Consider the following 20,734-nt stretch of genomic DNA (forward strand, 5'->3'; position numbering starts at 1 on the left):
CTTCGTCGCCGATGCCGGAAAGCATCAGCAGGTGTGCCGACTCAATCGCGCCGGCGCACAACACGATTCGGTCGGCGGAAACCGTCGCCCGGCCTTGCGGGCCGATCACCTCGACACCCACCGCGGTGGCGCCCACGAAACGCAGTCGCACCGCGCGGGTCCGCTCCAGCAACGTCAGGTTGGGCCGCCCGAGCGCCGGCAACAAATACGCGGCACCCGATCCGGTGCGCACGCCGTCGACGATATTGAGCGGGACCGCCCCCAGCCCCGAAACCAGTTCCGGCCCAGCATCATTGAGATCGTCGATCCACCCGAACCCGGCGCGCTCCGCCTGCGCGATGAAAGCTTCCGTGGTACCGGTCATTTCGCGGGTTCGGCGCACCGGGATCGGCCCGGCCCGGCCGTGAGCGGGGCCGTCAAAATCCAGGTCGGTCTCGATGGCGCGGAAGTGCTCGAGCACATCCGACCATGCCCAGCCGGGCACCCCGGCGCGGTCGAAGTCGCGCGGCAGCGCGCGGCAGAAGTAGCCGCCGTTGATCGCACCCGAACCGCCGACCGTGGCGCCGCGCACGATCGGCAGCTTCAGGGCGTGCCGATCGGTCAGCGTGGTCAGGTAGCGCCGGGCCAGCGGGCTGCCGACGCCGATCGGCAGTTGCAACCCGTTGGCGGTCAGGGCCAGCAACTCCGGGTCGGCCAGCGCGGGGCCGGCCTCCAGCACGGTGACGGTGCGGGCGGGATCGGCGGAAAGGCGTTCGGCGACAACCGAACCAGCGCTGCCGGCGCCCACGATCAGCACATCGCTGTGCGGAGCGGCTGCGGTCAAGGGGCGTCGAAACCGCTATGTGCGAATCTGCGGCTTGAGCGCCCGCACGTTGCGTTCGCGGGCCACACCCCACCACAGCCCGAGGCCGTAGGCCAGGTCGTCGACGCGCTTGAGCAACACGTAGGTCAGCAGCCCGATGGGTTCGGCCTCGTCGCCGGTGGCGTCCCGGCGGCGCAGCCAGTCCACCACGCCGTCCATGACGGCGGCCACCAGCACGACGCGTCTGCAGTGGCGCGACAGGATCGCCGCGACCAAGGCCAGCGGCCAGTAGTGCCGGCACAGGGCCGACGCCAGCTGCAGCGCCGCCGACCACAGGCCGCGGGTCGCGATCGTGAGGACGTCCACGAGCGACGTCTCGGCGCCGCGCATCGCCTTGGCGATCCGCCGGCCGGTCACCAGGGCGACGACGATCGAGGCGAGCTGGCTGAGGCTCGTCCCCAGCGCCACCAGGATCCAGGCCATCAGCGCCCAGCCGGAGATCACCACCGGGGCCGTCTTGTCCGGGTGACGCACGGACAGCGGGGCCGCCGAGCCGCCGTAAAAGGCCTTGCGCGCGAGCCAATCCCGTAACTCGGTGCGGTGATCGTGGGCGACCTGGGCGATCGGCTCGTAGCGAAGCCGAGCGCCCGCCTCGATCAGCCGCCAGCACAGGTCGACGTCCTCGCCGGACTGCATCGTCTCGTCGAAGCCCCCGACGTCACGGATGGCCGAGCGGCGGCAGATGATCGCCGCGCTGGGAACGTAGGACACCGTGCTGTGGGGCAGCACCGGGGCCTCGCGCTCCCCGAGGTCCAGCGACGAGTGCACCGCCTCGTAGCGGGCGACCACGTTCTCGCTGTGTGACAGGCCGACGATGCGCGGCGCGACCAGGGCGACGGTCGGATCGCAGAAGTGACCGAGCAGGGCCTCGAGCCAGCCACGGCGCGGCGTCACGTCGGAGTCGAGAAACGCGACGAAGTCAGTCGTGCAGGCGGCCAGCCCGGTGTTGCGCGCCGCGGCCGGACCCCTGCTGTGGGGGTGGCGCAGCACCTCGACGTCGCAGTGCGCGCCGATGAAGTCTTCCGGCTCGATCGGCGGGAACGAACCGTCGTCGACCACGATGACGCGCAATCCGCGCAGACAGCTGACCAGGTGGCGCACCCCGGAAACGTTGTCCCGCACCGGAATTACCACGGTCACGTCGCGGTGCGACGGGCCGCCCGCGGGGCGCGGGTGCGCCACGGTGGCGTCGAGCAGGGTGCGGGCCAGCTGGGCGCTGACGTCGTCGCGGACCTTCAGCCGGCCGTCGGAAAGCATGCTCTGGGCGGCGGGGGCCAACTTCAGCAGGCGCGTCGGTGAGCCACCCAGCAAGGCGGAACCGTCGCCGAGCACCCGCACGCGGCGGTCGACCTGGACGGCGAACCCGTCCGGCAATCGCGTTGCCGTCATGTCAGCTTCCCGTCACGCCCGGGCGACCACCGGGCGATCCGACGGACACAGTCGTCGACCATCTCGGCGAAGATGCGCTTGCCCTCGGCGGCCGTCGCGGTGGTGGGGTCGCCCAGCACCCCGACCCGGCTGACCGCCGCGACGCCCCCGCGGCGCATCGACGGGAGCAAGTCTGCCAACGGCGCCCGGTTGCCGCTGAGCCACCGGTCGGTCAGCACGTCGGCCGGCGAGATATGGAGCAACACCGATGTTTCGGTATGGCCGGCGTGGGCGTCGCCGCTGGCGGCGACGCAGGGGCACCAGGCGGCGTCTCGGCCCTCGGCCCGCAGCGCGCTCACCGCGCCGCGCAACGCGCCGACATTGCCGCCGTGCCCGTTGACGAACACGAGCCGCGGGGCCCAGCAAGCCGCTGACCTGCCGTACTCCACCAGCAGCGTCGTCAGGGCCTCGGTGCCGATCGAGATCGTTCCGGCGAAGTCTTGGTGCTCGCCGCTGGCGCCGTAGGCGATGGCCGGCGCGACCAACCAGTCCTGTTCCAGGCGGGCCCTGGCCCCCCGCGCGACCGCCGTCGCGATCTGGGTATCGGTGTCCAGCGGGAGGTGCGGACCGTGTTGTTCGGTCGATCCCACCGGGACCATTAATGCCGGCGAGGTGCCGAATAGCTGGCTCGACGCCATCGTTGCTAATTCGCCGAGTACGGGCACTGGCTGATGGTAGGACGAATTCACCTGGCGTGCACCAATTGTTGACCCTACAAAATTATTTTTTTCTGGGCTGTTCACCAAGCGGTCGAATTTGATGGCTCGTTCGTCACGGTTGCCTCGCAAGTACCACAATTTTCGCCGCCGTCGTTTCACGCTAGAGGGCCATTTCGCGCTGTTGGTGAAAACGGCCCATGCTCAATCCCCGTAAAGAGACCCGACATACCCAGATTTAGGCCCAGATTTATGCCGGCGGTACCCCGAGCGCCCGCGCGAAGCCGTCCGGCACCAACAGGTCGTCGGGGGTGAGGTCGTGAACCGAGGAGCGCCCCAGGCCCATCAAGGCCGAGTCGATGCCGCCGCGCAAGATGTCGAGGACGTTCTCCACCCCGGCCTGCCCGCCGGCCGCGAGGCCCCACAGGTACGCGCGCCCGATCATCACCGCCCGCGCCCCGAGCGCCACCGCCTTGACGACGTCGCTGCCGCGGCGGATGCCGCCGTCGAGCAGCACCTCGACCTGGTCCCCCACCGCCGCGACCACCGCGGGCAGGGCGCGGATCGAGGCCGGGGTGCCGTCCAGGTTGTTGCCGCCGTGATTCGACACCGAGATCGCCGAAACACCCGCATCCACAGCCCTTTTGGCGTCGTCGACGCGCATCACGCCCTTGAGCATGAACGGTCCGCCCCACAGCTCGCGCAGCCAGGCGATGTCGTCCCAGGTCGGCGGCGGCGTGCCCATCCATTCGCCGTACGCGGCGAAGAAGGGCGGGCCGGGCTCGCCGCGGCGCGCCTGGTTCGGCACCCGGAGGTTCGGCGGGCGCAGCGTCTTGCCGTACTTCCACAACCAGCGGGGCTTGAAGACCGCCTCCGGAGACTGGCGCAGGATGGTCCGCAGGTTCATCTCTTCGGGGATCTTCGGACTGCCCCAGTCGCGCCCGTGCGAGAACGACCAGTCGGTGGTGACGATCAGGCCGACCGCACCGGCCTGGCGCGCGCGTTCCACGCGCTCCGCGATGGCGTCGCGGCCGCCGAGCCAGTAGACCTGGAAGAACAATTTGGGGTTGGCGGCGATGACCTCTTCGATCGGTTTACTGGCGAACGACGAAAGTCCCATCGCCGTTCCCCGCGCCGCCGCCGCCCGTGCGACGGCCACCTCGCCGTCCGGGTCGACCGCTTGGACGCCGGTTGGCGAAATGACCACCGGCAACCAAATATCCTGCCCCATAACGGTAGTCGATTGGTCGCGCTTTTCCGGGGCGCCGACGACATGGGGCGCGAATCCGAGTTCGCTGAACGCTTCGACGTTGCCCGCGACGGTGATGCCCTTTTCGCTGCCCGCAAGCAGCGCCGAATAAACCGATTTCGGTAGCCGCCGCTTCGCGCGCTGCTGGGCGATGGCGACCGTTTCGAACCATTGGTCGGCCATGGCTAGACGGGGCTTTCGTTGCACAGCCGCGCCGGGGGTCGCGAGAGTTTCAGGAGCACCGGCCCACTCGTCTTCCGGGAATGGTCGGCGCGGGGCCGCGGGGTGGTGCGGTCACGCGCCAGGGCCTGCTCGCTATGGCCTTGCACGCATTCGGGATCGGGCCCGTCCATCGGCAGGCCGGTGAAGAACTTGGCCGCCATGCATCCGCCCCGGCAGCTGTCGTAGTGCCCGCAGCTGCTGCAGGCCCCGGCCGACTGCGGTTCCCGCAGCTCCCGAAACAGCGGTGCGTTCTTCCAGACGTTGTCAAATCCCCCGTCGCACAGGATGTTTCCGGCCAGGAAGCGGTCGTGGATGGCGAACGGGCAGGCATAGACGTCGCCCACCGGGTCGATCAGGCACACGACCCGGCCGGCGCCGCACATGTTCAAACCGGCCAGGGCGCCGGATGAGCCGAGCGGTGCGAGGTGGAAGAAGGAGTCGCCGGTGAGCACCCGCTCCCCCTTGGCGACCAGCCAGTCGTAGAGCTGGACCTGCTGGGCGGCGGTGGGGTGCAGCTCTTCCCACACGTCCGCGCCCCGACCGGAGGGCCGCAGCCGGGTGATACGCAGGGTGGCGCCGTAACGGCTTGCCAGGGCGGCGAATTCGTCGAGTTGGTCGACGTTGTGCCGGGTCACGACGACCGAGATCTTCGCGTCTTTGAAGCCTGCACTGGCCAGGTTCTCCAGCGCGCGCACCGCCATCGCGAACGAGCCGGCGCCGCGCACGGCGTCGTTGACCTCCGCGGTGGCGCCGTCGAGCGAGATCTGGACGTCGACGTAGTCACTGGCGGCCAGGCGGGCGGCGACCTGCGGGGTGATCCGGACGCCGTTGGTGGAGAACTTCACGCCGACGTGGTGCGCGGTCGCATAGTCGACCAGCTCCCAGAAGTCGGGCCGCACGGTGGGTTCGCCGCCGCCGATGTTGACGTAGAACACCTGCATGCGTTCCAGCTCGTCGATGATGTCCATGCACTGGCGCGTGGACAACTCCCGCGGATCCCGTTTGCCCGACGAGGACAGGCAGTGCACGCACGCCAAGTTGCAGGCGTAGGTCAGCTCCCACGTCAGGCAGATCGGGGCGTCCAGGCCGCGCTCGAACTGTTCGATGAGCCGCGGAACAGCGACACTCATTCGGCCTCCTTGGCTACCAACATGTTTGACTCCGCCAGCACACCCAGCGCGTGCAGGTACGGTCCCTGCCCCGCGTCGTCCACGCCGGCGGCACGGCAGGCCGACCGGACGTCGGGATGGTCGGCCAGCGACCGCACCACCGTGAGGATGGTGCGGTTCTTCAGGAAGGACAGCTTGCGGGTGCCGAAGTGGTACAGCAGCGCGCCGAACGGCTCCGGCCGAACCGCCACCTGCGGGTGCAACCGCCAGCCGCGGTCGGGATCGAACACGCGGATCAGTAGACCCCGCACATCCCGTCGATGGACACCTCTTCCACGAGGGTCTCGGTGACGAGCTCGGTCTCGGTCTCGTTTTCGTGCTCCATGGAACTTTTCCTCCCGTTGGGACTCGACAAGGATGGATCGTTCTGGACACAATATGGCATCGAGTGCCGCAATGGAAGGGCGGGTCTGACATGCCGCAGCCGCGGGTGGGCCGGCGCCGCTCGACGACCCCGGGGCACATCACCGACGTCGCCCTCGAGTTGTTCGCGGCCCGGGGATTCGACGAGGTGAGCGTCGACGACGTCGCGCACGCGGCCGGCATCGCGCGCCGCACGCTGTTTCGCTATTACGCCTCCAAGAACGCGATCCTCTGGGGTGATTTCGACGCCCACCTGGCGCACCTGCGGGAGCTGCTCGACAACGTGGACGCGCGGGTGCCCCTCGACGAGGCGTTGCGCGGGGCGCTGTTGGCGTTCAACACCTTCGACGAGTGCGAGACGGTCCGGCACCGTCAGCGCATGCGGGTCATCCTGGAAACCGCGGAGCTGCAGGCGTATTCGATGACGATGTACGCCGGCTGGCGTGAGGTGATGGCGGGTTTCGTGGCCCACCGGCTGGGCGTCAAGACCACCGACCCGCTGCCGCAGACCGTCGCCTGGACCATGCTCGGGGTCGCGCTGAGCGCCTACGAGCACTGGCTCGCCGACGAATCCGTCCCGCTGCCCACCGCGCTCGGCAACGCGTTCGACGTCGTCGGCGCCGGGCTGGAACGGCTGGACCGATGAGCGGGGGCGCCGAGCACCTGCTGCACATGCTGCGCTCGCAGGGCCGGTTCTGCGCGGGCTCCGGCTCGCCGATGTACGGGGAGCTCTTCGAGCTGGTGGCGGGCGACGTCGAGGCGGGCGGCGTCTTCGCGACCGTCCTGTCCGGCCACGAGGACGCGCCCTCGCGCCACGCGGTGCCGCTGCGGCTGCTCGGCGGGCTGCACCGGTTGGTGCTCGACGGCCGGGCGCCGCAATTGCGCCGCTGGTATCCCAGCACCGGCGGCGCCTGGGACGCGGCGAAGGCCTGGCCCGAAATCCTGCGCACCGCGGCGGAGAACACCAACGCGTTGCGCGCCGCGCTCCATCAGCCGCCGCAGACCAACGAGGTGGGCCGGTCCGCCGCGCTGATCGGTGGACTGCTACGGCTCAATCGCGGATTCGATTTGCCGATAAGGCTTTTCGAGATCGGATCGAGCGCGGGCCTGAACATGCGCGCCGACCACTACCACTACCGCTACGGATCCGGTCTCAGGGGCGGCCGATGGGGGCCGTCCGACTCGCCGGTCACCATCGACGACGCCTGGCGCGGCGCCCTGCCGCCCGACGGCGCCCTGCGCATCGTCGAGCGAAACGGCTACGACATCGCGCCCATCGACGTCACCGGCGCCGAGGGGGAAGTGACCGCGTTGAGCTACGTCTGGCCCGACCAGGACGCCCGGTTGCGCCGGCTGCGCGGCGCCATCGCCGTCGCCCGGACCGTCCCGGCGGCCCTCGAGCGCCGGACGGCGGCCGAGGCGGTGGCCGGCATGACCCTCGCCGCCGGCGCGCTGACGGTGCTGTGGCATTCGATCACCTGGCAGTACCTGTCCGACGACGAGCGCGCCGCGGTCCGCGCCGGGATCGAGGCGCTCGGGCGGCGGGCCGACGCCCGGTCACCGTTCGCGCACCTGACGCTGGAGCCGGCGCGCGACGGGCCGGGCACGCCGATCCGGTTTTTGGTGCGGGCCCGCAGCTGGCCGGGCGGCGAGGCGGCCGTCCTCGCCGAATGCCATCCGCACGGCCCGCCGGTGAATTGGCAGTAGTTTTTCTCCTCCGCCCCGTCGGAGTTCGGCCCGCCGCGGCGACTATATACATGTGAGCGCCGAAGCGGATCCGAGGTCCGACGCTCGATGCGCGTTGCTCGAGCTGTACGACGAGGCGTTGCCCGTGGTGTACGGGTACTTCGTCCGCCGCTGCGGTGATCGCGCGACGGCGGAGGACCTGACGTCGGAGACGTTTCTCGCGGCCATGGACGCGGCGCGGAAGAGCGATCCGCCGCCGGTGTCAATTCCGTGGCTGCTCGGGGTGGCACGCCACAAGCTGGCCGACCACTATCGGCGCGGCGCGCACCGGCTGACCGTGCCGGTCCCCGAACCGCCGGAGCCGGCGGACCCGGTCGACGACTGGGACGCCGAGTTGGACCGCATGGTCGCCGAGGCGGTGCTGGCCCGGCTGGCCGAGCCGCACCGCGCCGTGCTGGTGCTGCGCTACATGGACGACTGCTCGGTCGGCGAGTGCGCCGAGCTGATCGGGCGCACCGTGCACGCCACCGAGGCGCTCCTGGTCCGGGCCCGCCGGGCCTTCAAAGAACAGTATCCGGAAGGAGGCACGCCATGAGTCGGCACGACGATCCGCTGGACGTGCTGCGCGCCGACGACCTTCCGGTGCAACCAGATCCGGGTTTCGCCGCGCGGCTGCGCCGGCGGCTGGAATCCGCGATGTCCCTACCGGAAGGAGTTGTCATGAGCGGCATTGCGACTCAGATCGCCCCGCACCCGGCGGCGCTGCCCTACCTGAGCGTCGCGAACGCGCGGGCGGCGATCGCCTGGTACGCCGACGCGTTCGGCGCCGTCGTCGTCGGTGAACCGATCGTGATGGACGACGGCCGAATCGGCCACGCGGAGATCGCGATCGGAGGCGGGGTGCTCTACCTGGCCGACGAGTATCCCGAGCTCGGGCTGAAGGCCCCTGCGCCCGACGCGGTTTCGGTGAGCCTGATGCTGCACGTCGGCGACACCGACGCCGCCCTGGCCAAGGCGCGGGAACACGGCGCCACCGTCCAGCGCGAGAGCTACGAAAGCCATGGAAGCCGCAACGCGACCGTCATCGACCCGTTCGGGCACCGCTGGATGCTGTCCGGACCCGCTAAGGACCCCGCGGGCATCCGGCACGGCGACGTCGGTTACGTCTCGGTGTGGAGTCACGACGCCGATCGGGCGGCCGCCTTCTACGGCCACGTCCTGGGCTGGACGTACGACCCGGCATCCCACCGGGTCACCAATACCGATCTGCCGACCGGCATTTCGGCGCAACCCGGGAAGCCCACCCTATTCTGCTGCTACGCCGTCACCGACGTGTGGGCCGCCCGCACGGCGATAACCGAGGCGGGCGGGGTCGCGGGCGAAGTGCGCCGGACCGACGACGGCGTGGTGCTCGAGGCCACCGACCCGCAGGGGGCGGCGTTCGCGGTGTTCGAACCGGCGGCCGGGCGAAAGCGTCCGGAGCTCAACGGGTCCGGGCCGGGCGAGCTGTCCTACGTCACCTACGAGGTGCCGGATTCCGCGGGCTTCCGCGACTTCTACGGCCGGGTGCTGGGATGGAGCTTCGAGCCCGGCCGGGTGGCCGACGGCTGGCAGGTGGTGGGAACCCACCCGATGGCCGGCGCCGCCGGGGGCAACGCCGCCCCGACGACCGTGCCGATGTGGACGGTGTCGGACATCGACGCGGCCGTCGCCCGGGTGCGCGAGGCCGGCGGCACGGTACTCGCCGAGCCGGCCCGCCAGCCGTACGGCGTGACCGCCGAATGCGCCGACGATCAGGGGGCCCGGTTCTACCTCGGCGAGTTCTGAGCCTCGGGGTTGGCGATCCGGACGGGCGCCCCGTCCAGCCAGGCGACGACGGCCTCGATGGTGTCAGCGTAGAAGGCGCCGAGCATTTCGCGGGTGACGTACCCCAAGTGGGGGGACAGCGTCACGTTGGTCAGCGCCCGCAGCGGATGGTCGGGCGGCGGCGGTTCGGTGTCGTAGACGTCGAGCCCGGCCCCGGCGATGCGGCCGGTTCGCAGCGCGTCGATCAGCGCGGCCTCGTCGACGATCGGGCCGCGCGAGGTGTTGATCAGGTAGGCATGCGGCTGCATCAGGCCCAGCTCCGGTTGGCCGACCAGCCCGCGGGTGCGTTCGGAGAGCACCAGGTGGATCGAGACCACGTCGGCCTCGGCGAACAGGGCCGCCTTCTCGACCCGGCGGGCACCGGCCGCCGCGGCGGCCTCCTCGGTGAGGTTCTGGCTCCACGCAATCACCTGCAGGCCAAACACTTTCGCGTATTCGGCCATGCGCTTGCCGGTTCGGCCCAGGCCGAGCAGCCCAAGCGTCTTGCCGGACAACGTCATACCGGTGGTCGACTGCCATCCCCCATCGCGCATTCGCCGATGCTCCTCGGCCAGATTGCGCACCGTCGCGATCAGTAGCCCCCAGGCCAGTTCGGGGGTCGCGTCGCGAACCGCGGTGAACCGCGGGTTGGCGAAGTCCGAGTGGGCGACCAGCACGCCGCGCTCGGTGGCCGCGGCCATATCCAGGTTGGGCAGGCTCCTGCCCACGATGGTGATCAGCTTGAGGTTCGGGAGCCGCTCGATGAGCGTGCGTGGCAACGCCATCCGTTCGCGCATGGTGCAGATCACGTCGAAGGGCCGCAACGCGTCGGCGGCCTCGGCCTCGGACAGGTGCCGGTCGAAAACCGTTACGTCCGAACGCGTCCGCACCGGCGACCAGTCGGCGAGGTCGAAGGCCACGCCGGCGTAGTCGTCGAGTATCGCGACCTTGGGAAGCGTCAGCCCAGCACCTCGGCGATGGGGACCGCGGCGGCGATCTTCGCGCGGACCTTCATGACCTTGCCCGGCATCCCACCGCCGACCACCCCGACCAGCACCCCGTCGCGCTCGTAATACGCCAGGAACTTGCGCCCGTCGTCCTCGACGAGGTGCACGGTGTCGGTGGCCTCGGGCTCCCCCAGGCACTGGATCTTGACGTCGTACTGATCGCTCCAGAAATACGGCACCACCACGGCCGACGGCACGTCCTGTCCGAGCATCGCGGGCACCACCACCCGGGCCTGGTCGGCGACGTTGCTCCAATGTTCCACGCGCGCTTGGTGTCCCGTCGTATCGCGCCAGGAGGCGACGTCGCCGAGCGCCCACACGTTCGGCGCGCTGGTGCGTCCGGCCTCGTCGCAGATGACGCCGTTATCGACGTCGACGCCGCTGCCCTCGAGCCACTCGGTCGCCGGTCGCGAGCCAATGCCGACCACGACGAGGTCGGCGGCGAGCTCCGTGCCGTCGGTCAGCACCACGGTGTCCACATGCCCCTCGCCGCGCACCTCCGCCACCCCGAGGCCGAGCCGGACGTCGACGCCCTCGTCGCGATGCAGCCGTGCCACCAGCTGGCCGATCTGCTCGCCGAGTATCGCGGCCAGCGGCGTCGGCTGGGGCTCGACCAGCACCACGTCCACGCCCAGGCTGCGCAGGCTGGCCGCCACCTCGCAGCCGATGAAACCGGCGCCCACGACGACGGCGCGCTGCGCCTCGGACGCGTGCTCCCGCAACGCCATGCTTTCGTCGAACGAGCGCAGCACCCGAATGCCGTCCAGGTCCGGAAACGCCGGGATGCGCCGCGGCACCAGCCCGGTGGCGATGACGAGTTCGTCGTAGCCGAGCGTCGTCCCGTCGGCCAGGGTCACCGTCTGCTTGGCCGTGTCCAGCGCGGTGGCCGCCGACCCCAGCCGCAGCGTGATGTCCTTCTCGCCGTACCACTCGCGCGGTTTGAGGGCCACGTCGTCGACCTCTTTGCGCAGCACCTCCTTGGACAGGGGCGGGCGGTCGTAGGGCAGGTGCACCTCGTCGCTGACGATCGTGATCCGGCCGGCGTATTCCGACCGGCGCAGTTGCTCGGCCGTGCGGGCGGCGGCCAATCCGCCGCCGACGATCACGATGCCTTTTTCAGTCACGTGGAGTTCATACCACGATCGCCGGTCAGTACTTCAATGCGCCCTTGTCGACGGGGACCTGTGTGCCCGACAGTGTGCCCGACCCGTCGCCGGCCAACCAGACGACGACGTCGGACACCTCGTCGGGCGTCATGAATCCCTTGTACTGCATCGGCATTGGCGGGAAGCTGTGCACGTAACGAGGGTGCTTGGCAAAGATTTCCATCATCGCCTCGGGCTCGATCATCGGGGTTTCGACCGAGTAGGGGTGGATGGAGTTGACCCGGATGCCGTATTCGCCGAGCTCGATCGCCAGGGTGTTGGTCAGGCCCGTGAGCCCGAATTTGCTGGCGGCGTAGTGGCCGTTACCGGGCGTGGCCTTCAGGCCCGCCGCCGAGCTGACGACGACGATGGAACCGCCGTTGCCGGCCTCGATCATCGCCGGGATCGCCGCGCGCAGGGTGCGCCAGGTGCCGGTCAGGTTGATCCCGATCACGGTGTCCCACTGCTCGTCGGTGAGCTCCCAGACCCGGCCCCAGCCCAGCACCCCGGCGTTGGCGACCAGCACGTCGAGCCGGCCGAATTGTTCGACGCCGTCGGCGACGAGTTGCCGCAGCGCCGCGTCGTCCCGGATGTCGACCTCCCGGGCCAGCACCTTGCGGCCCTCGGCTTCGACCAGGCGGACGGTCTCGCTGAGATCCTCGGGCGTAGCCGGCGTGTAACTCAGGGTGTCCGAGGCCCGCGCGCAGATGTCAAGCGCGATGATGTCCGCGCCTTCCCGGGCGAGCCGCACTGCGTGCGACCGTCCCTGCGCCCGGGCGGCCCCGGTAACGAACGCCACCCGTCCTTGCAGTGATCCAACCTGTGCAGCCACGAGGACAGGCTAGCAGCGGAACTGAAACGTGTTCTAGTGCGGCTCCGGTTCAGATTTCCGAGATGATCTGGGCCCGCCGGCTGTTGTACTCCTGGTCGGTCAGCGCGCCGCTGGCGCGCAGTGTCTCCAGCTCTTGGAGCCGCTGGGCGATCGACGGTTGCGCGGGCGTCCCGGCCGGTGCAGGACCGCCGGCCGCCGCGGGCTGGGGTGCCGGCGCCTGTTGTGCGGCCGCGCGGCGCACCACGGCCTGGATCTGCTGGCGCACCACCGGATTCGACCGGAGGTCGCCCGCCTGGTTCAGCGGGATGTTGTTGGCCTTCAGGATCTGCAGGATCTCCATCAGCGGGCCGGCCTGCCCGCTGAGGTCGTAGGTCCGGTTGTCTTCGGTCAGGGTGAACTGCGCGGGCACCAGCCCGTTGACCAAAGCGCTTCGCTCCCAGTCGATGCGGTATTCCTGGGTGGTGGGGTTGACCAGCACCACCACCTTGCGGGCGTTGAGGTTGCCGAGCCGGGTGAGGTGGGCGATGACCCGGTCCTCGCTGTCGAACGGCAGGAACCCGGGCCCGGAGATGTGCAGGTGCACCTTGACCACCTGCTGATTGTTGATCCACGTCCCGGTCTCGGTGAGCCCGGTGATCTGGGCGAGCGCCAGCACGCCGCTCTGCTCGAGCTCCGCGTTCTTGGCGGACGACTTCGCCCCGAAGTTGGCCAGCGCGATCGCGATCACCACGTCGGCGACGGTGATCAGCAGGCCCACGTAGAGCATCCACTGCAGCAGGTCGCCGAACCCCATGGTGAAGTAGACGACCAAAAAGATCGGCCCGACCAGGCCGCCGCACAGCAAAACGATCAACTGTGCTTTCAGGTAGCGCGCCAACACGTGTCTCTCCTCGCCTCGCTGGGAAGTCCGTGTCAGATTAACGCCGCCGCCAGCGGGACGCTCGCAAAGCGCGCTCGAGCGCCGGTCACTCCTCGGCGGGTTCGGACGCCCCGGCCGGGGCAGGAGAGTACGCCGGGGTGCCGGGTCGGGCAGCCGCGGCGGGGGCGGCGGATCCCGGCGTCGGCAGGCCCGCCAGGGGGGTGACCGCCGGGGCGGACGCCACGGGGGTTTCGCCGATGCCGAGGTCTTCGGCGGCGGCGGTCTCGACGACACCGCCGGACTCGGCCGGCGCGATGCTGCCACCGGCCGCGGGAGCGGCGCCGAAGTTCTGGCCGGCGACCAGGCTGCCCGTGAGGCCGGCCCCGCCGGGACTGAAGGTTCCGCCGGTTCCGGCGGCCGCCGCGGCGGGGTCGGCGCCGACGCTGCTGATCAGCTGCCCGGCCGCGCCGCTACCGCCGGCACCGAACGCGCCGGGTCCGACACCGGCGGCGGCCGCCGGGGACCCGCTGGCGCCAGTGGCGGCCTGGATGGCGACCCCCGCCGCCTGGGCGGGCGCACTGAGCGCGCTCGTCGCCCCTTGCTCGAGGGTCTGCAGCGGCGACGCGTTGGTGGCCTCGGCGAGCGCATATTGCGCCCCGCCGCTGCTCATGAGGTCGACGAACTGCTGGTGGAACAGCGCCGCCTGGGCGCTGAGTGCCTGATAGACCTCCGCATGGGCGCCGAACAGCGCGGCTATGCTCGCCGACACCTCGTCGGCGCCGGCGGCCAGGACCCCCGACGTGGGGCCCGATGCGGCGACGTTGGCGGAGCTGATGGTCGAGCCGATGTTCGCCAGGTCGGATGCCGCCGCGGCCAGGTATTCGGGCGTCGCGAAGACGAACGACATCCGAACCTCCAGGGCAGGCCACTCAATAAGGGCAATCGCCGGTCGTTAGACACGGACGCAATAGGCTGAATCTATAGTAACTCGCGCGACCCGCCTCCAGTTTTGGCAATCGAGGGAGCCGGATGCGCCGGATTTACGGCAGTACGGCGCCGGCCGGACCGTGCGCGCCCAACAGCTTGCCGCCGGCGCCGCCGAAGCCGGCCGTCCCGGTGAATTGGGTGCCGTTGCCGCCCGCGCCGCCGTTGCCGATGTAGCCGGCGTTGCCGCCGTCTCCGCCGTTGCCGTCGAGGCCGGTGCCGGACCCGCCGTCGCCGCCGCTGCCGATGACTCCGCCGCCACCGCCGTTGCCGCCCACGCCGTGGGCGCCGGTGGCCGCGCCGGCGGCACCGCCGTTGCCGATCAGAAAGCCACCGTTGCCGCCATATCCGCCGGAACCGAACGTGCCCGTGGCCACGCCGCCGTGGCCCCCGTTGCCGAAGATCCAGGCATTGCCGCCGTTGCCGCCGAATCCCGTCCCGGACGATCCGCCTTGGCCGCCGGTGCCGAACAGCAGCCCGCCGTTCCCACCGTAACCGCCCAGCCCGTCGAGCCCGCCGCCGCCACCCAGGTAGGCGCCGGCCGCCCCGCCGGCGCCGCCATCGCCGAACAGCCCGGCGTAACCACCGAAACCGCCGAACCCGCCATCGAGTTGGTTCGCCACGTTCAATCCCAGGCTGATGCCGCCGTTTCCGCCGGCCCCGCCGACGCCGAACAACAGCCCACCGAAGCCGCCTTGCCCGCCGTCGCCGCCGGATCCGCCGTTTACCCCCGGGTTACCTGTGTTGCCTACCCCGCCGTTGCCGCCGTTCCCGCCATGCCCGCCTGCGCCGAGCAGCCCGGCCATGCCGCCGATACCGCCGTCGCCGCCGTCCCCGCCGGTTGCGCTGACGGCCGATTGGAATGCGCTGCCGCCACGTCCGGCGTCTCCGCCGTTCCCGGCGATGCCACCGAACAATCCCGCGCGGCCGCCGGCGCCGCCATTGCCGCCGTGCCCGCCGCCCCCTGACGTAAACCCGTTGCCGCCGGCCCCGCCGGCCGCACCGGCGCCCCCGTTGCCGTACAGCCACCCGCCGTGCCCCCCGGCTCCGCCATTGGTGCCGGCAGCATTGCCGAAAAGCTGCGCGAAGCCGGCGCCACCGGCCCCGCCGTTGCCGATCAGCCCGGCCGGGCCGCCGTTACCGCCGTTCATTCCGGCAACGGTGCCGGCGCCGCCGTTGCCGCCATTGCCCAGGATCCAGCCGCCGGGCGCGCCGTTTTGGCCCGGGCCGCCGTTGGCGCCGTCGCCGATGAGCGGGCGATTCGTCAGCGCCTCGCTGGGCGCGTTGACGATGTCCAGCAAGGCCTGCAGGGGCGAGGCGTTGGCGGCCTCCGCCAGGGCGTATTGCGTCACGCCGCCCGTCAACAGCTGCACGAACTGCTGATGGAAGGCCGCCGCTTGGGCGCTGATGGCCTGATAGGCCTGGGCGTGCGCGCCGAAGAGGGCGGCGATTTCCGCCGAGACCGCGTCGGCACCGGCCGCCAGCACCTGCGACGTCGGCGCCCAGGCGGTGGCGTTGGCCGCGCCGATCGTCGAGCCGATGTTCGCCAGATCTTTCGCCGCCGCCGCCACGTACTCGGGCGCCGCAACCACGAACGACACTTTCAACCTCCACGAACGGCCTGCGGTCACAATCGACCGGTTATTCGACACGGACACAACAGACGCCGATGGTAACGCGATCCAAGGCGTTGCCGTGACCCGAATGCACGAAACCCGGACTCCCACATGGGAGCCCGGGCTTCGCTGAGCGAGATTTACTTGATGATCTTGACGACCCGGCCGGCGCCGACGGTGCGGCCACCCTCGCGGATCGCGAACCGCAGGCCCTCGTCCATGGCGACGGGCTGGATCAGCTTCACCGAGATGTTGGTGTTGTCACCGGGCATCACCATCTCGGTGCCCTCCGGCAGCGTCACCACACCGGTCACGTCGGTGGTGCGGAAGTAGAACTGCGGACGGTAGTTGTTGAAGAACGGCGTGTGCCGGCCGCCCTCGTCCTTGGACAGGATGTAGACCTGGCCCTCGAACTCGGTGTGCGGCGTGGTGGTGCCGGGCTTGGTCACGACCTGGCCGCGCTCGACGTCCTCGCGCTTGATGCCACGCAGCAGCAGCCCGACGTTGTCGCCGGCCTGGCCCTGGTCGAGCAGCTTGCGGAACATCTCCACACCGGTGACGGTCGTCTTGGTGCTGGTCGGGCGGATGCCGACGATCTCGACTTCCTCGTTCACGTTGATGACGCCGCGCTCCACACGACCGGTGACCACGGTGCCGCGGCCGGTGATGGTGAAGACGTCCTCGACGGGCATCAGGAACGGCTTGTCGGTCTCGCGGACCGGGTCCGGAATCGACTCGTCGACCGCGTCCATGAGCTCCTCGACGGACGAAACCCACTTGGCGTCACCCTCGAGCGCCTTGAGCGCGGAAACCCGCACGACGGGGGCGTCCTCGTCGAACTCCTGGGCGGCCAGCAGTTCGCGGACCTCCAGCTCGACGAGCTCGAGCAGCTCCTCGTCATCGACGGCGTCGGCCTTGTTCAGCGCGACCAGGATGTAGGGCACGCCGACCTGACGGGCAAGCAGCACGTGCTCACGCGTCTGCGGCATCGGGCCGTCGGTCGCGGCGACCACCAGGATCGCGCCGTCCATCTGGGCGGCGCCGGTGATCATGTTCTTGATGTAGTCGGCGTGACCCGGGGCGTCGACGTGCGCGTAGTGGCGCTTGTCGGTCTGGTACTCGACGTGCGCGATGTTGATGGTGATACCGCGCTGACGTTCCTCGGGGGCGTTGTCGATCTGGTCGAACGCCTTCGACTCGTTCAGGTCCGGGTACTTGTCGTGCAGGACCTTGGTGATAGCCGCGGTCAGGGTCGTCTTGCCGTGGTCAACGTGACCAATGGTCCCGATGTTGACGTGGGGCTTGGTCCGCTGGAACTTCGCCTTCGCCACTGTTATGTCCTCCGACTTGTTGGTGCTTTGTTAAGCAGTGTTGATTTTCTGGGTTTCGGCCGCGGTGTTAACCGGGCCAGCTTACTCGTGCGCGCTAAAGCTGATTGCTCGGCTCCTCACTCGTGAGCTTCGCTCACTCGCCGTCGCCTTCGAACTCACTGGCCCGTCGCCTTCGCGATGATCTCCTTCGACACGTTCGCCGGAACCTCGGCGTACGAGTCGAACACCATGGAGTAGTTCGCCCGGCCTTGAGTCTTGGACCGCAGGTCGCCGACGTAGCCGAACATCTCCGACAGCGGCACGTGCGCCTTCACGACGCGCGCACCCGCCCGCTCCTCCATGGCCTGGATCTGGCCACGGCGGGAGTTCAGGTCGCCAATCACGTCGCCCATGTAGTCCTCGGGCGTGGTGACCTCGACGGCCATGATCGGTTCCAGAATCACCGGCTGCGCTTGCGCGGCAGCCTTTTTCAGCACCTGCGAGCCGGCGATCTTGAACGCCATTTCCGACGAGTCGACCTCGTGGAAGGCGCCGTCAAGCAGGGTGACCTTGAGGTTCACCAGCGGGTAGCCGGCCAGCACGCCGTACTGCATGGCGTCCTGCGCGCCGGCGTCCACCGACGGGATGTACTCGCGCGGGATGCGCCCACCGGTGACCTTGTTCTCGAACTCGTAGGTGGCACCGTCTTCGCCGTGGAACGGCTCGAGGTTGATCAGCACCTTCGCGAACTGGCCCGAGCCGCCGGTCTGCTTCTTGTGGGTGTACTCGACCTTCTCCGCCACGCGACGGATGGTCTCCTTGTACGCCACCTGCGGCTTGCCTACATTGGCCTCGACCTTGAACTCGCGGCGCATGCGGTCCACGAGGATGTCCAGGTGCAGCTCGCCCATGCCGCCGATCACGGTCTGGCCGGTCTCGACGTCCTGATGCACCTTGAAGGTCGGGTCCTCCTCGGCGAGCTTCTGGATCGACAGGGAGAGCTTCTCCTGGTCGCTCTTGGTCTTGGGCTCGATGGCCACCTCGATCACCGGGTCGGGGAAGGTCATCGACTCCAGCACGATCTGGTGGTTCGGGTCGCTCAGGGTGTCGCCGGTGGTGGTGTCCTTCAGCCCGATCACGGCATAGATGTGGCCGGCCGAGGCGGTCTCCACCGGGTTCTCCTTGTTGGAGTGCATCTGGAACAGCTTGCCCAGCCGCTCCTTCTTGCCCTTGGTGGCGTTGATGACCTGGCTGCCGGAGTCGACCTTGCCCGAGTACACCCGGACGTAGGTCAGCTTGCCGAAGAACGGGTGCGTGGCGACCTTGAACGCCAGCGCCGAGAAGGGCTCGTCGGTCGACGGGTTGCGCACGACCTCCTCGTCCTCGTTGCCCGGCGCGTGCCCGACGGCCGGCGGCACGTCCAGCGGCGAAGGCAGGTAGTCGATCACGGCGTCGAGCATGGGCTGCACGCCCTTGTTCTTGAACGCGCTGCCGCACAGCACGAGGTAGGCCTCGGAGCTGATCGTGAGCTTGCGCAGCGCGGCCTTGATCTCCGCGACCGACAGCTCCTCGCCGCCGAGGTACTTCTCCAGCAGCGCCTCGTCGGTCTCGGCGACCGCCTCGAGCAGCTTGGTGCGGTACTCGTCGGCCTTCTCCGCCAGCTCGGCCGGGATGTCGATGGTGTCGTAGGTCTCGCCGAGCTTGGTCTCGCCGCGCCACACCTTGGCCTTCATCTCGACCAGGTCGACGACGCCCTCGAAGTCACCCTCCGAGCCGACGGGCAGCTGGATCGGAATGACGTTGGCGCCGAGGCGCTCCTCCATGGTGCGCACGGAGAAGTAGAAGTCGGCGCCAATCTTGTCCATCTTGTTGACGAAGCAGATGCGGGGGACGTCGTACTTGTCGGCCTGCCGCCAGACCTGCTCGGACTGCGGCTCGACGCCCTCCTTGCCGTCGAAGACGGCGACGGCGCCGTCGAGCACGCGCAGGCTGCGCTCGACCTCGACGGTGAAATCGACGTGGCCGGGCGTGTCGATGATGTTGATCTGGTTGCCGTTCCAGAAGCAGGTGGTTGCCGCGGAGGTGATGGTGATCCCCCGCTCCTGCTCCTGCTCCATCCAGTCCATGGTGGCGGCGCCGTCGTGCACCTCACCGATCTTGTAGCTGATGCCGGTGTAGTAGAGGATGCGCTCGGTCGTCGTCGTCTTGCCGGCGTCGATGTGCGCCATGATGCCGATGTTGCGGACCTTGGTGAGGTCGGTCAGCACGTCCTTCTGTGCCACAGAAGTCTTCCCACTCTTTCGATTGCTTGGTTGCTGTCTTTCTGGCCTCCCGCATCATCGCGGGCGGCGATCACCAGCGATAGTGCGCGAAGGCGCGGTTGGCCTCGGCCATCTTGTGGGTGTCCTCACGCCGCTTGACGGAGGCCCCGAGGCCGTTGCTGGCATCCAGGAGTTCGTTTGCCAGCCGCTCGATCATGGTCTTCTCCCGGCGCTGCCGCGAGAAGCTGACAAGCCAGCGCAGTGCCAGCGTGGTGGACCGGTCGGGACGCACCTCGACGGGCACCTGGTAGGTCGCACCACCGACGCGGCGGCTGCGCACCTCCAGGGCAGGCTTGACGTTGTCGAGAGCGCGCTTGAGCGTGATCACGGGGTCGGTGCCTGTCTTTTCCCGCGCTTGCTCGAGCGCTCCATAAACAATGCGCTCGGCGAGCGATTTCTTCCCCTTGAGCAGAACTTTGTTGACCAGCTGGGTGACCAGCTGCGACCCATAGACCGGGTCGTTGACCAGCGGACGCTTGGGCGCGGGCCCCTTGCGCGGCATCAGCTCTTCTCCTTCTTGGCGCCGTAGCGGCTACGAGCCTGCTTGCGGTTCTTGACGCCCTGGGTGTCGAGCGAACCGCGGATTATCTTGTACCGAACACCGGGCAGGTCCTTAACCCGGCCACCACGCACCAGCACCATGGAGTGCTCCTGCAGGTTGTGCCCCTCGCCGGGGATGTACGCCGTGACCTCGACCTGACTCGTCAGCTTGACGCGCGCGACCTTCCGAAGCGCCGAGTTCGGCTTCTTCGGGGTGGTGGTGTACACGCGGGTGCATACGCCACGGCGCTGCGGGCTGCCCTTCAGAGCCGCGGTCTTGACCTTTCCGATCTTGTCCCGACGACCCTTGCGGACCAGCTGCTGAATGGTTGGCATCTAGGAGGCTTTCTGTGTCGAAGTTTGCGTTATGGCTCAGCTATTAAGTCTGTGTACTGCAGTTTTGCCCCGCCTCGGACTAACTCGTGTACCCCGCGGCCGGGTGTGTCGCAAGCGCTCAGCACGGAGTTCGTTCCGATACGTCGTGGACATGCGAATTAGCCCGGCATCCGCTTCCTTACGTCAGGCGCCGTAAGCCGCCAGGCACGAGCTACCACAATACCCGCCGCCGGTCTCGCAGGTCAAAGCGGCCGTGGCGATCGCAAGCGCGGCGTAGCCGGGCGCCGCGGGTCGCCACCATCGG

20 protein-coding genes and 1 pseudogene are annotated in these 20,734 nt (G+C 69.3%); 4 read left to right on the top strand and 17 right to left on the bottom strand.

Annotation, left to right across the window (positions count from 1 at the left end):
* The 7 genes from mftG to mftA all read right to left on the bottom strand — a co-directional run.
* The coding region (gene mftG, locus N415_RS25040; protein WP_152531566.1) for a mycofactocin system GMC family oxidoreductase MftG at positions 1-823 on the bottom strand (823 nt) is incomplete at its 3' end.
* 15 nt (positions 824-838) lie between these two features.
* Positions 839-2,251, bottom strand: a complete 1,413-nt coding sequence (gene mftF, locus N415_RS25045; RefSeq protein WP_068187584.1) for a mycofactocin biosynthesis glycosyltransferase MftF — start codon at positions 2,249-2,251, stop codon at positions 839-841.
* The gene (gene mftE / locus N415_RS25050) at positions 2,248-2,979 is read right to left on the bottom strand and encodes a mycofactocin biosynthesis peptidyl-dipeptidase MftE (protein ID WP_068187589.1); all 732 of its coding nucleotides are present in this window, start codon (positions 2,977-2,979) and stop codon (positions 2,248-2,250) included. The genes mftF and mftE overlap by 4 nt, the downstream gene beginning before the upstream one ends.
* 217 nt (positions 2,980-3,196) lie before the next feature.
* Complete coding sequence (mftD, locus tag N415_RS25055) at positions 3,197-4,378, bottom strand: pre-mycofactocin synthase MftD (RefSeq protein WP_068187591.1); 1,182 nt, start codon at positions 4,376-4,378, stop codon at positions 3,197-3,199.
* Between the two features lie 2 nt (positions 4,379-4,380).
* Positions 4,381-5,547, bottom strand: a complete 1,167-nt coding sequence (gene mftC, locus N415_RS25060; protein WP_068187593.1) for a mycofactocin radical SAM maturase — start codon at positions 5,545-5,547, stop codon at positions 4,381-4,383.
* Entirely contained in the window at positions 5,544-5,816 is a 273-nt protein-coding gene (gene mftB / locus N415_RS25065; RefSeq protein WP_193376506.1) for a mycofactocin biosynthesis chaperone MftB, read from the bottom strand. Before mftB ends, mftC begins: the two co-directional genes overlap by 4 nt.
* A gap of 5 nt (positions 5,817-5,821) precedes the next feature.
* Complete coding sequence (gene mftA, locus N415_RS25070; RefSeq protein ID WP_067158700.1) at positions 5,822-5,911, bottom strand: mycofactocin precursor MftA; 90 nt, start codon at positions 5,909-5,911, stop codon at positions 5,822-5,824.
* A gap of 90 nt (positions 5,912-6,001) precedes the next feature.
* On the opposite strand from mftA, the gene mftR reads away from it, so the two are divergent.
* From mftR to N415_RS25090, 4 genes are read left to right on the top strand one after another with little or no spacing between them, the layout of a single operon-like run.
* Complete coding sequence (gene mftR, locus N415_RS25075) at positions 6,002-6,595, top strand: mycofactocin system transcriptional regulator (RefSeq protein WP_068187596.1); 594 nt, start codon at positions 6,002-6,004, stop codon at positions 6,593-6,595.
* The gene (locus N415_RS25080; RefSeq protein ID WP_068187598.1) at positions 6,592-7,656 is read left to right on the top strand and encodes a DUF2332 family protein; all 1,065 of its coding nucleotides are present in this window, start codon (positions 6,592-6,594) and stop codon (positions 7,654-7,656) included. The genes mftR and N415_RS25080 overlap by 4 nt, the downstream gene beginning before the upstream one ends.
* Positions 7,657-7,708: 52 nt before the next feature.
* Positions 7,709-8,230, top strand: coding sequence for a sigma-70 family RNA polymerase sigma factor (locus N415_RS25085; RefSeq protein WP_068187600.1), 522 nt, complete (start codon positions 7,709-7,711; stop codon positions 8,228-8,230).
* On the top strand, positions 8,227-9,462 hold the full coding sequence (locus N415_RS25090) for a VOC family protein (RefSeq protein WP_068187602.1): 1,236 nt from the start codon (positions 8,227-8,229) through the stop codon (positions 9,460-9,462). Before N415_RS25085 ends, N415_RS25090 begins: the two co-directional genes overlap by 4 nt.
* On the opposite strand, the gene N415_RS25095 is transcribed toward N415_RS25090, so the two are convergent.
* The 10 genes and pseudogenes from N415_RS25095 to rpsL all read right to left on the bottom strand — a co-directional run bounded on the left by N415_RS25095 (position 9,444) and on the right by rpsL (position 20,430).
* Entirely contained in the window at positions 9,444-10,442 is a 999-nt protein-coding gene (locus N415_RS25095) for a D-2-hydroxyacid dehydrogenase family protein (protein ID WP_068187613.1), read from the bottom strand. The genes N415_RS25090 and N415_RS25095 overlap by 19 nt on opposite strands.
* Positions 10,439-11,611, bottom strand: a complete 1,173-nt coding sequence (locus N415_RS25100; protein WP_068187604.1) for an FAD-dependent oxidoreductase — start codon at positions 11,609-11,611, stop codon at positions 10,439-10,441. Before N415_RS25100 ends, N415_RS25095 begins: the two co-directional genes overlap by 4 nt.
* A 25-nt stretch (positions 11,612-11,636) precedes the next feature.
* The gene (locus N415_RS25105; protein WP_068187607.1) at positions 11,637-12,464 is read right to left on the bottom strand and encodes a mycofactocin-coupled SDR family oxidoreductase; all 828 of its coding nucleotides are present in this window, start codon (positions 12,462-12,464) and stop codon (positions 11,637-11,639) included.
* Between the two features lie 49 nt (positions 12,465-12,513).
* Positions 12,514-13,344, bottom strand: a complete 831-nt coding sequence (locus N415_RS25110; protein WP_068104573.1) for an SHOCT domain-containing protein — start codon at positions 13,342-13,344, stop codon at positions 12,514-12,516.
* An 85-nt stretch (positions 13,345-13,429) separates the two neighbouring features.
* On the bottom strand, positions 13,430-14,230 hold the full coding sequence (locus N415_RS33315) for a PE family protein (protein WP_068187609.1): 801 nt from the start codon (positions 14,228-14,230) through the stop codon (positions 13,430-13,432).
* Between the two features lie 220 nt (positions 14,231-14,450).
* A pseudogene (locus N415_RS25120) lies at positions 14,451-15,908 on the bottom strand (PE family protein); the annotation flags it as partial.
* A gap of 155 nt (positions 15,909-16,063) precedes the next feature.
* Positions 16,064-17,254, bottom strand: a complete 1,191-nt coding sequence (tuf, locus tag N415_RS25125; RefSeq protein ID WP_066934798.1) for an elongation factor Tu — start codon at positions 17,252-17,254, stop codon at positions 16,064-16,066.
* A 155-nt stretch (positions 17,255-17,409) separates the two neighbouring features.
* Entirely contained in the window at positions 17,410-19,515 is a 2,106-nt protein-coding gene (gene fusA / locus N415_RS25130; protein WP_068104580.1) for an elongation factor G, read from the bottom strand.
* A 70-nt stretch (positions 19,516-19,585) separates the two neighbouring features.
* Positions 19,586-20,056, bottom strand: coding sequence for a 30S ribosomal protein S7 (gene rpsG, locus N415_RS25135; RefSeq protein ID WP_067012878.1), 471 nt, complete (start codon positions 20,054-20,056; stop codon positions 19,586-19,588).
* Entirely contained in the window at positions 20,056-20,430 is a 375-nt protein-coding gene (gene rpsL, locus N415_RS25140) for a 30S ribosomal protein S12 (RefSeq protein WP_003879423.1), read from the bottom strand. The genes rpsG and rpsL overlap by 1 nt, the downstream gene beginning before the upstream one ends.
* Positions 20,431-20,734: the final 304 nt, after the last annotated feature.

Source organism: Mycobacterium sp. UM_CSW, assembly GCF_000455205.1.
Taxonomy (GTDB): Bacteria; Actinomycetota; Actinomycetes; order Mycobacteriales; family Mycobacteriaceae; genus Mycobacterium.

Coding starts and splice junctions, on each gene's coding strand:
- mftF (WP_068187584.1), bottom strand. CDS start 2,251: ATGACGGCAACGCGATTGCCGGACGGGTTCGCCGTCCAGGTCGACCGC.
- mftD (WP_068187591.1), bottom strand. CDS start 4,378: ATGGCCGACCAATGGTTCGAAACGGTCGCCATCGCCCAGCAGCGCGCG.
- mftC (WP_068187593.1), bottom strand. CDS start 5,547: ATGAGTGTCGCTGTTCCGCGGCTCATCGAACAGTTCGAGCGCGGCCTG.
- mftA (WP_067158700.1), bottom strand. CDS start 5,911: ATGGAGCACGAAAACGAGACCGAGACCGAGCTCGTCACCGAGACCCTC.
- mftR (WP_068187596.1), top strand. CDS start 6,002: ATGCCGCAGCCGCGGGTGGGCCGGCGCCGCTCGACGACCCCGGGGCAC.
- N415_RS25080 (WP_068187598.1), top strand. CDS start 6,592: ATGAGCGGGGGCGCCGAGCACCTGCTGCACATGCTGCGCTCGCAGGGC.
- N415_RS25090 (WP_068187602.1), top strand. CDS start 8,227: ATGAGTCGGCACGACGATCCGCTGGACGTGCTGCGCGCCGACGACCTT.
- N415_RS33315 (WP_068187609.1), bottom strand. CDS start 14,230: ATGTCGTTCGTCTTCGCGACGCCCGAATACCTGGCCGCGGCGGCATCC.
- rpsG (WP_067012878.1), bottom strand. CDS start 20,056: ATGCCGCGCAAGGGGCCCGCGCCCAAGCGTCCGCTGGTCAACGACCCG.
- rpsL (WP_003879423.1), bottom strand. CDS start 20,430: ATGCCAACCATTCAGCAGCTGGTCCGCAAGGGTCGTCGGGACAAGATC.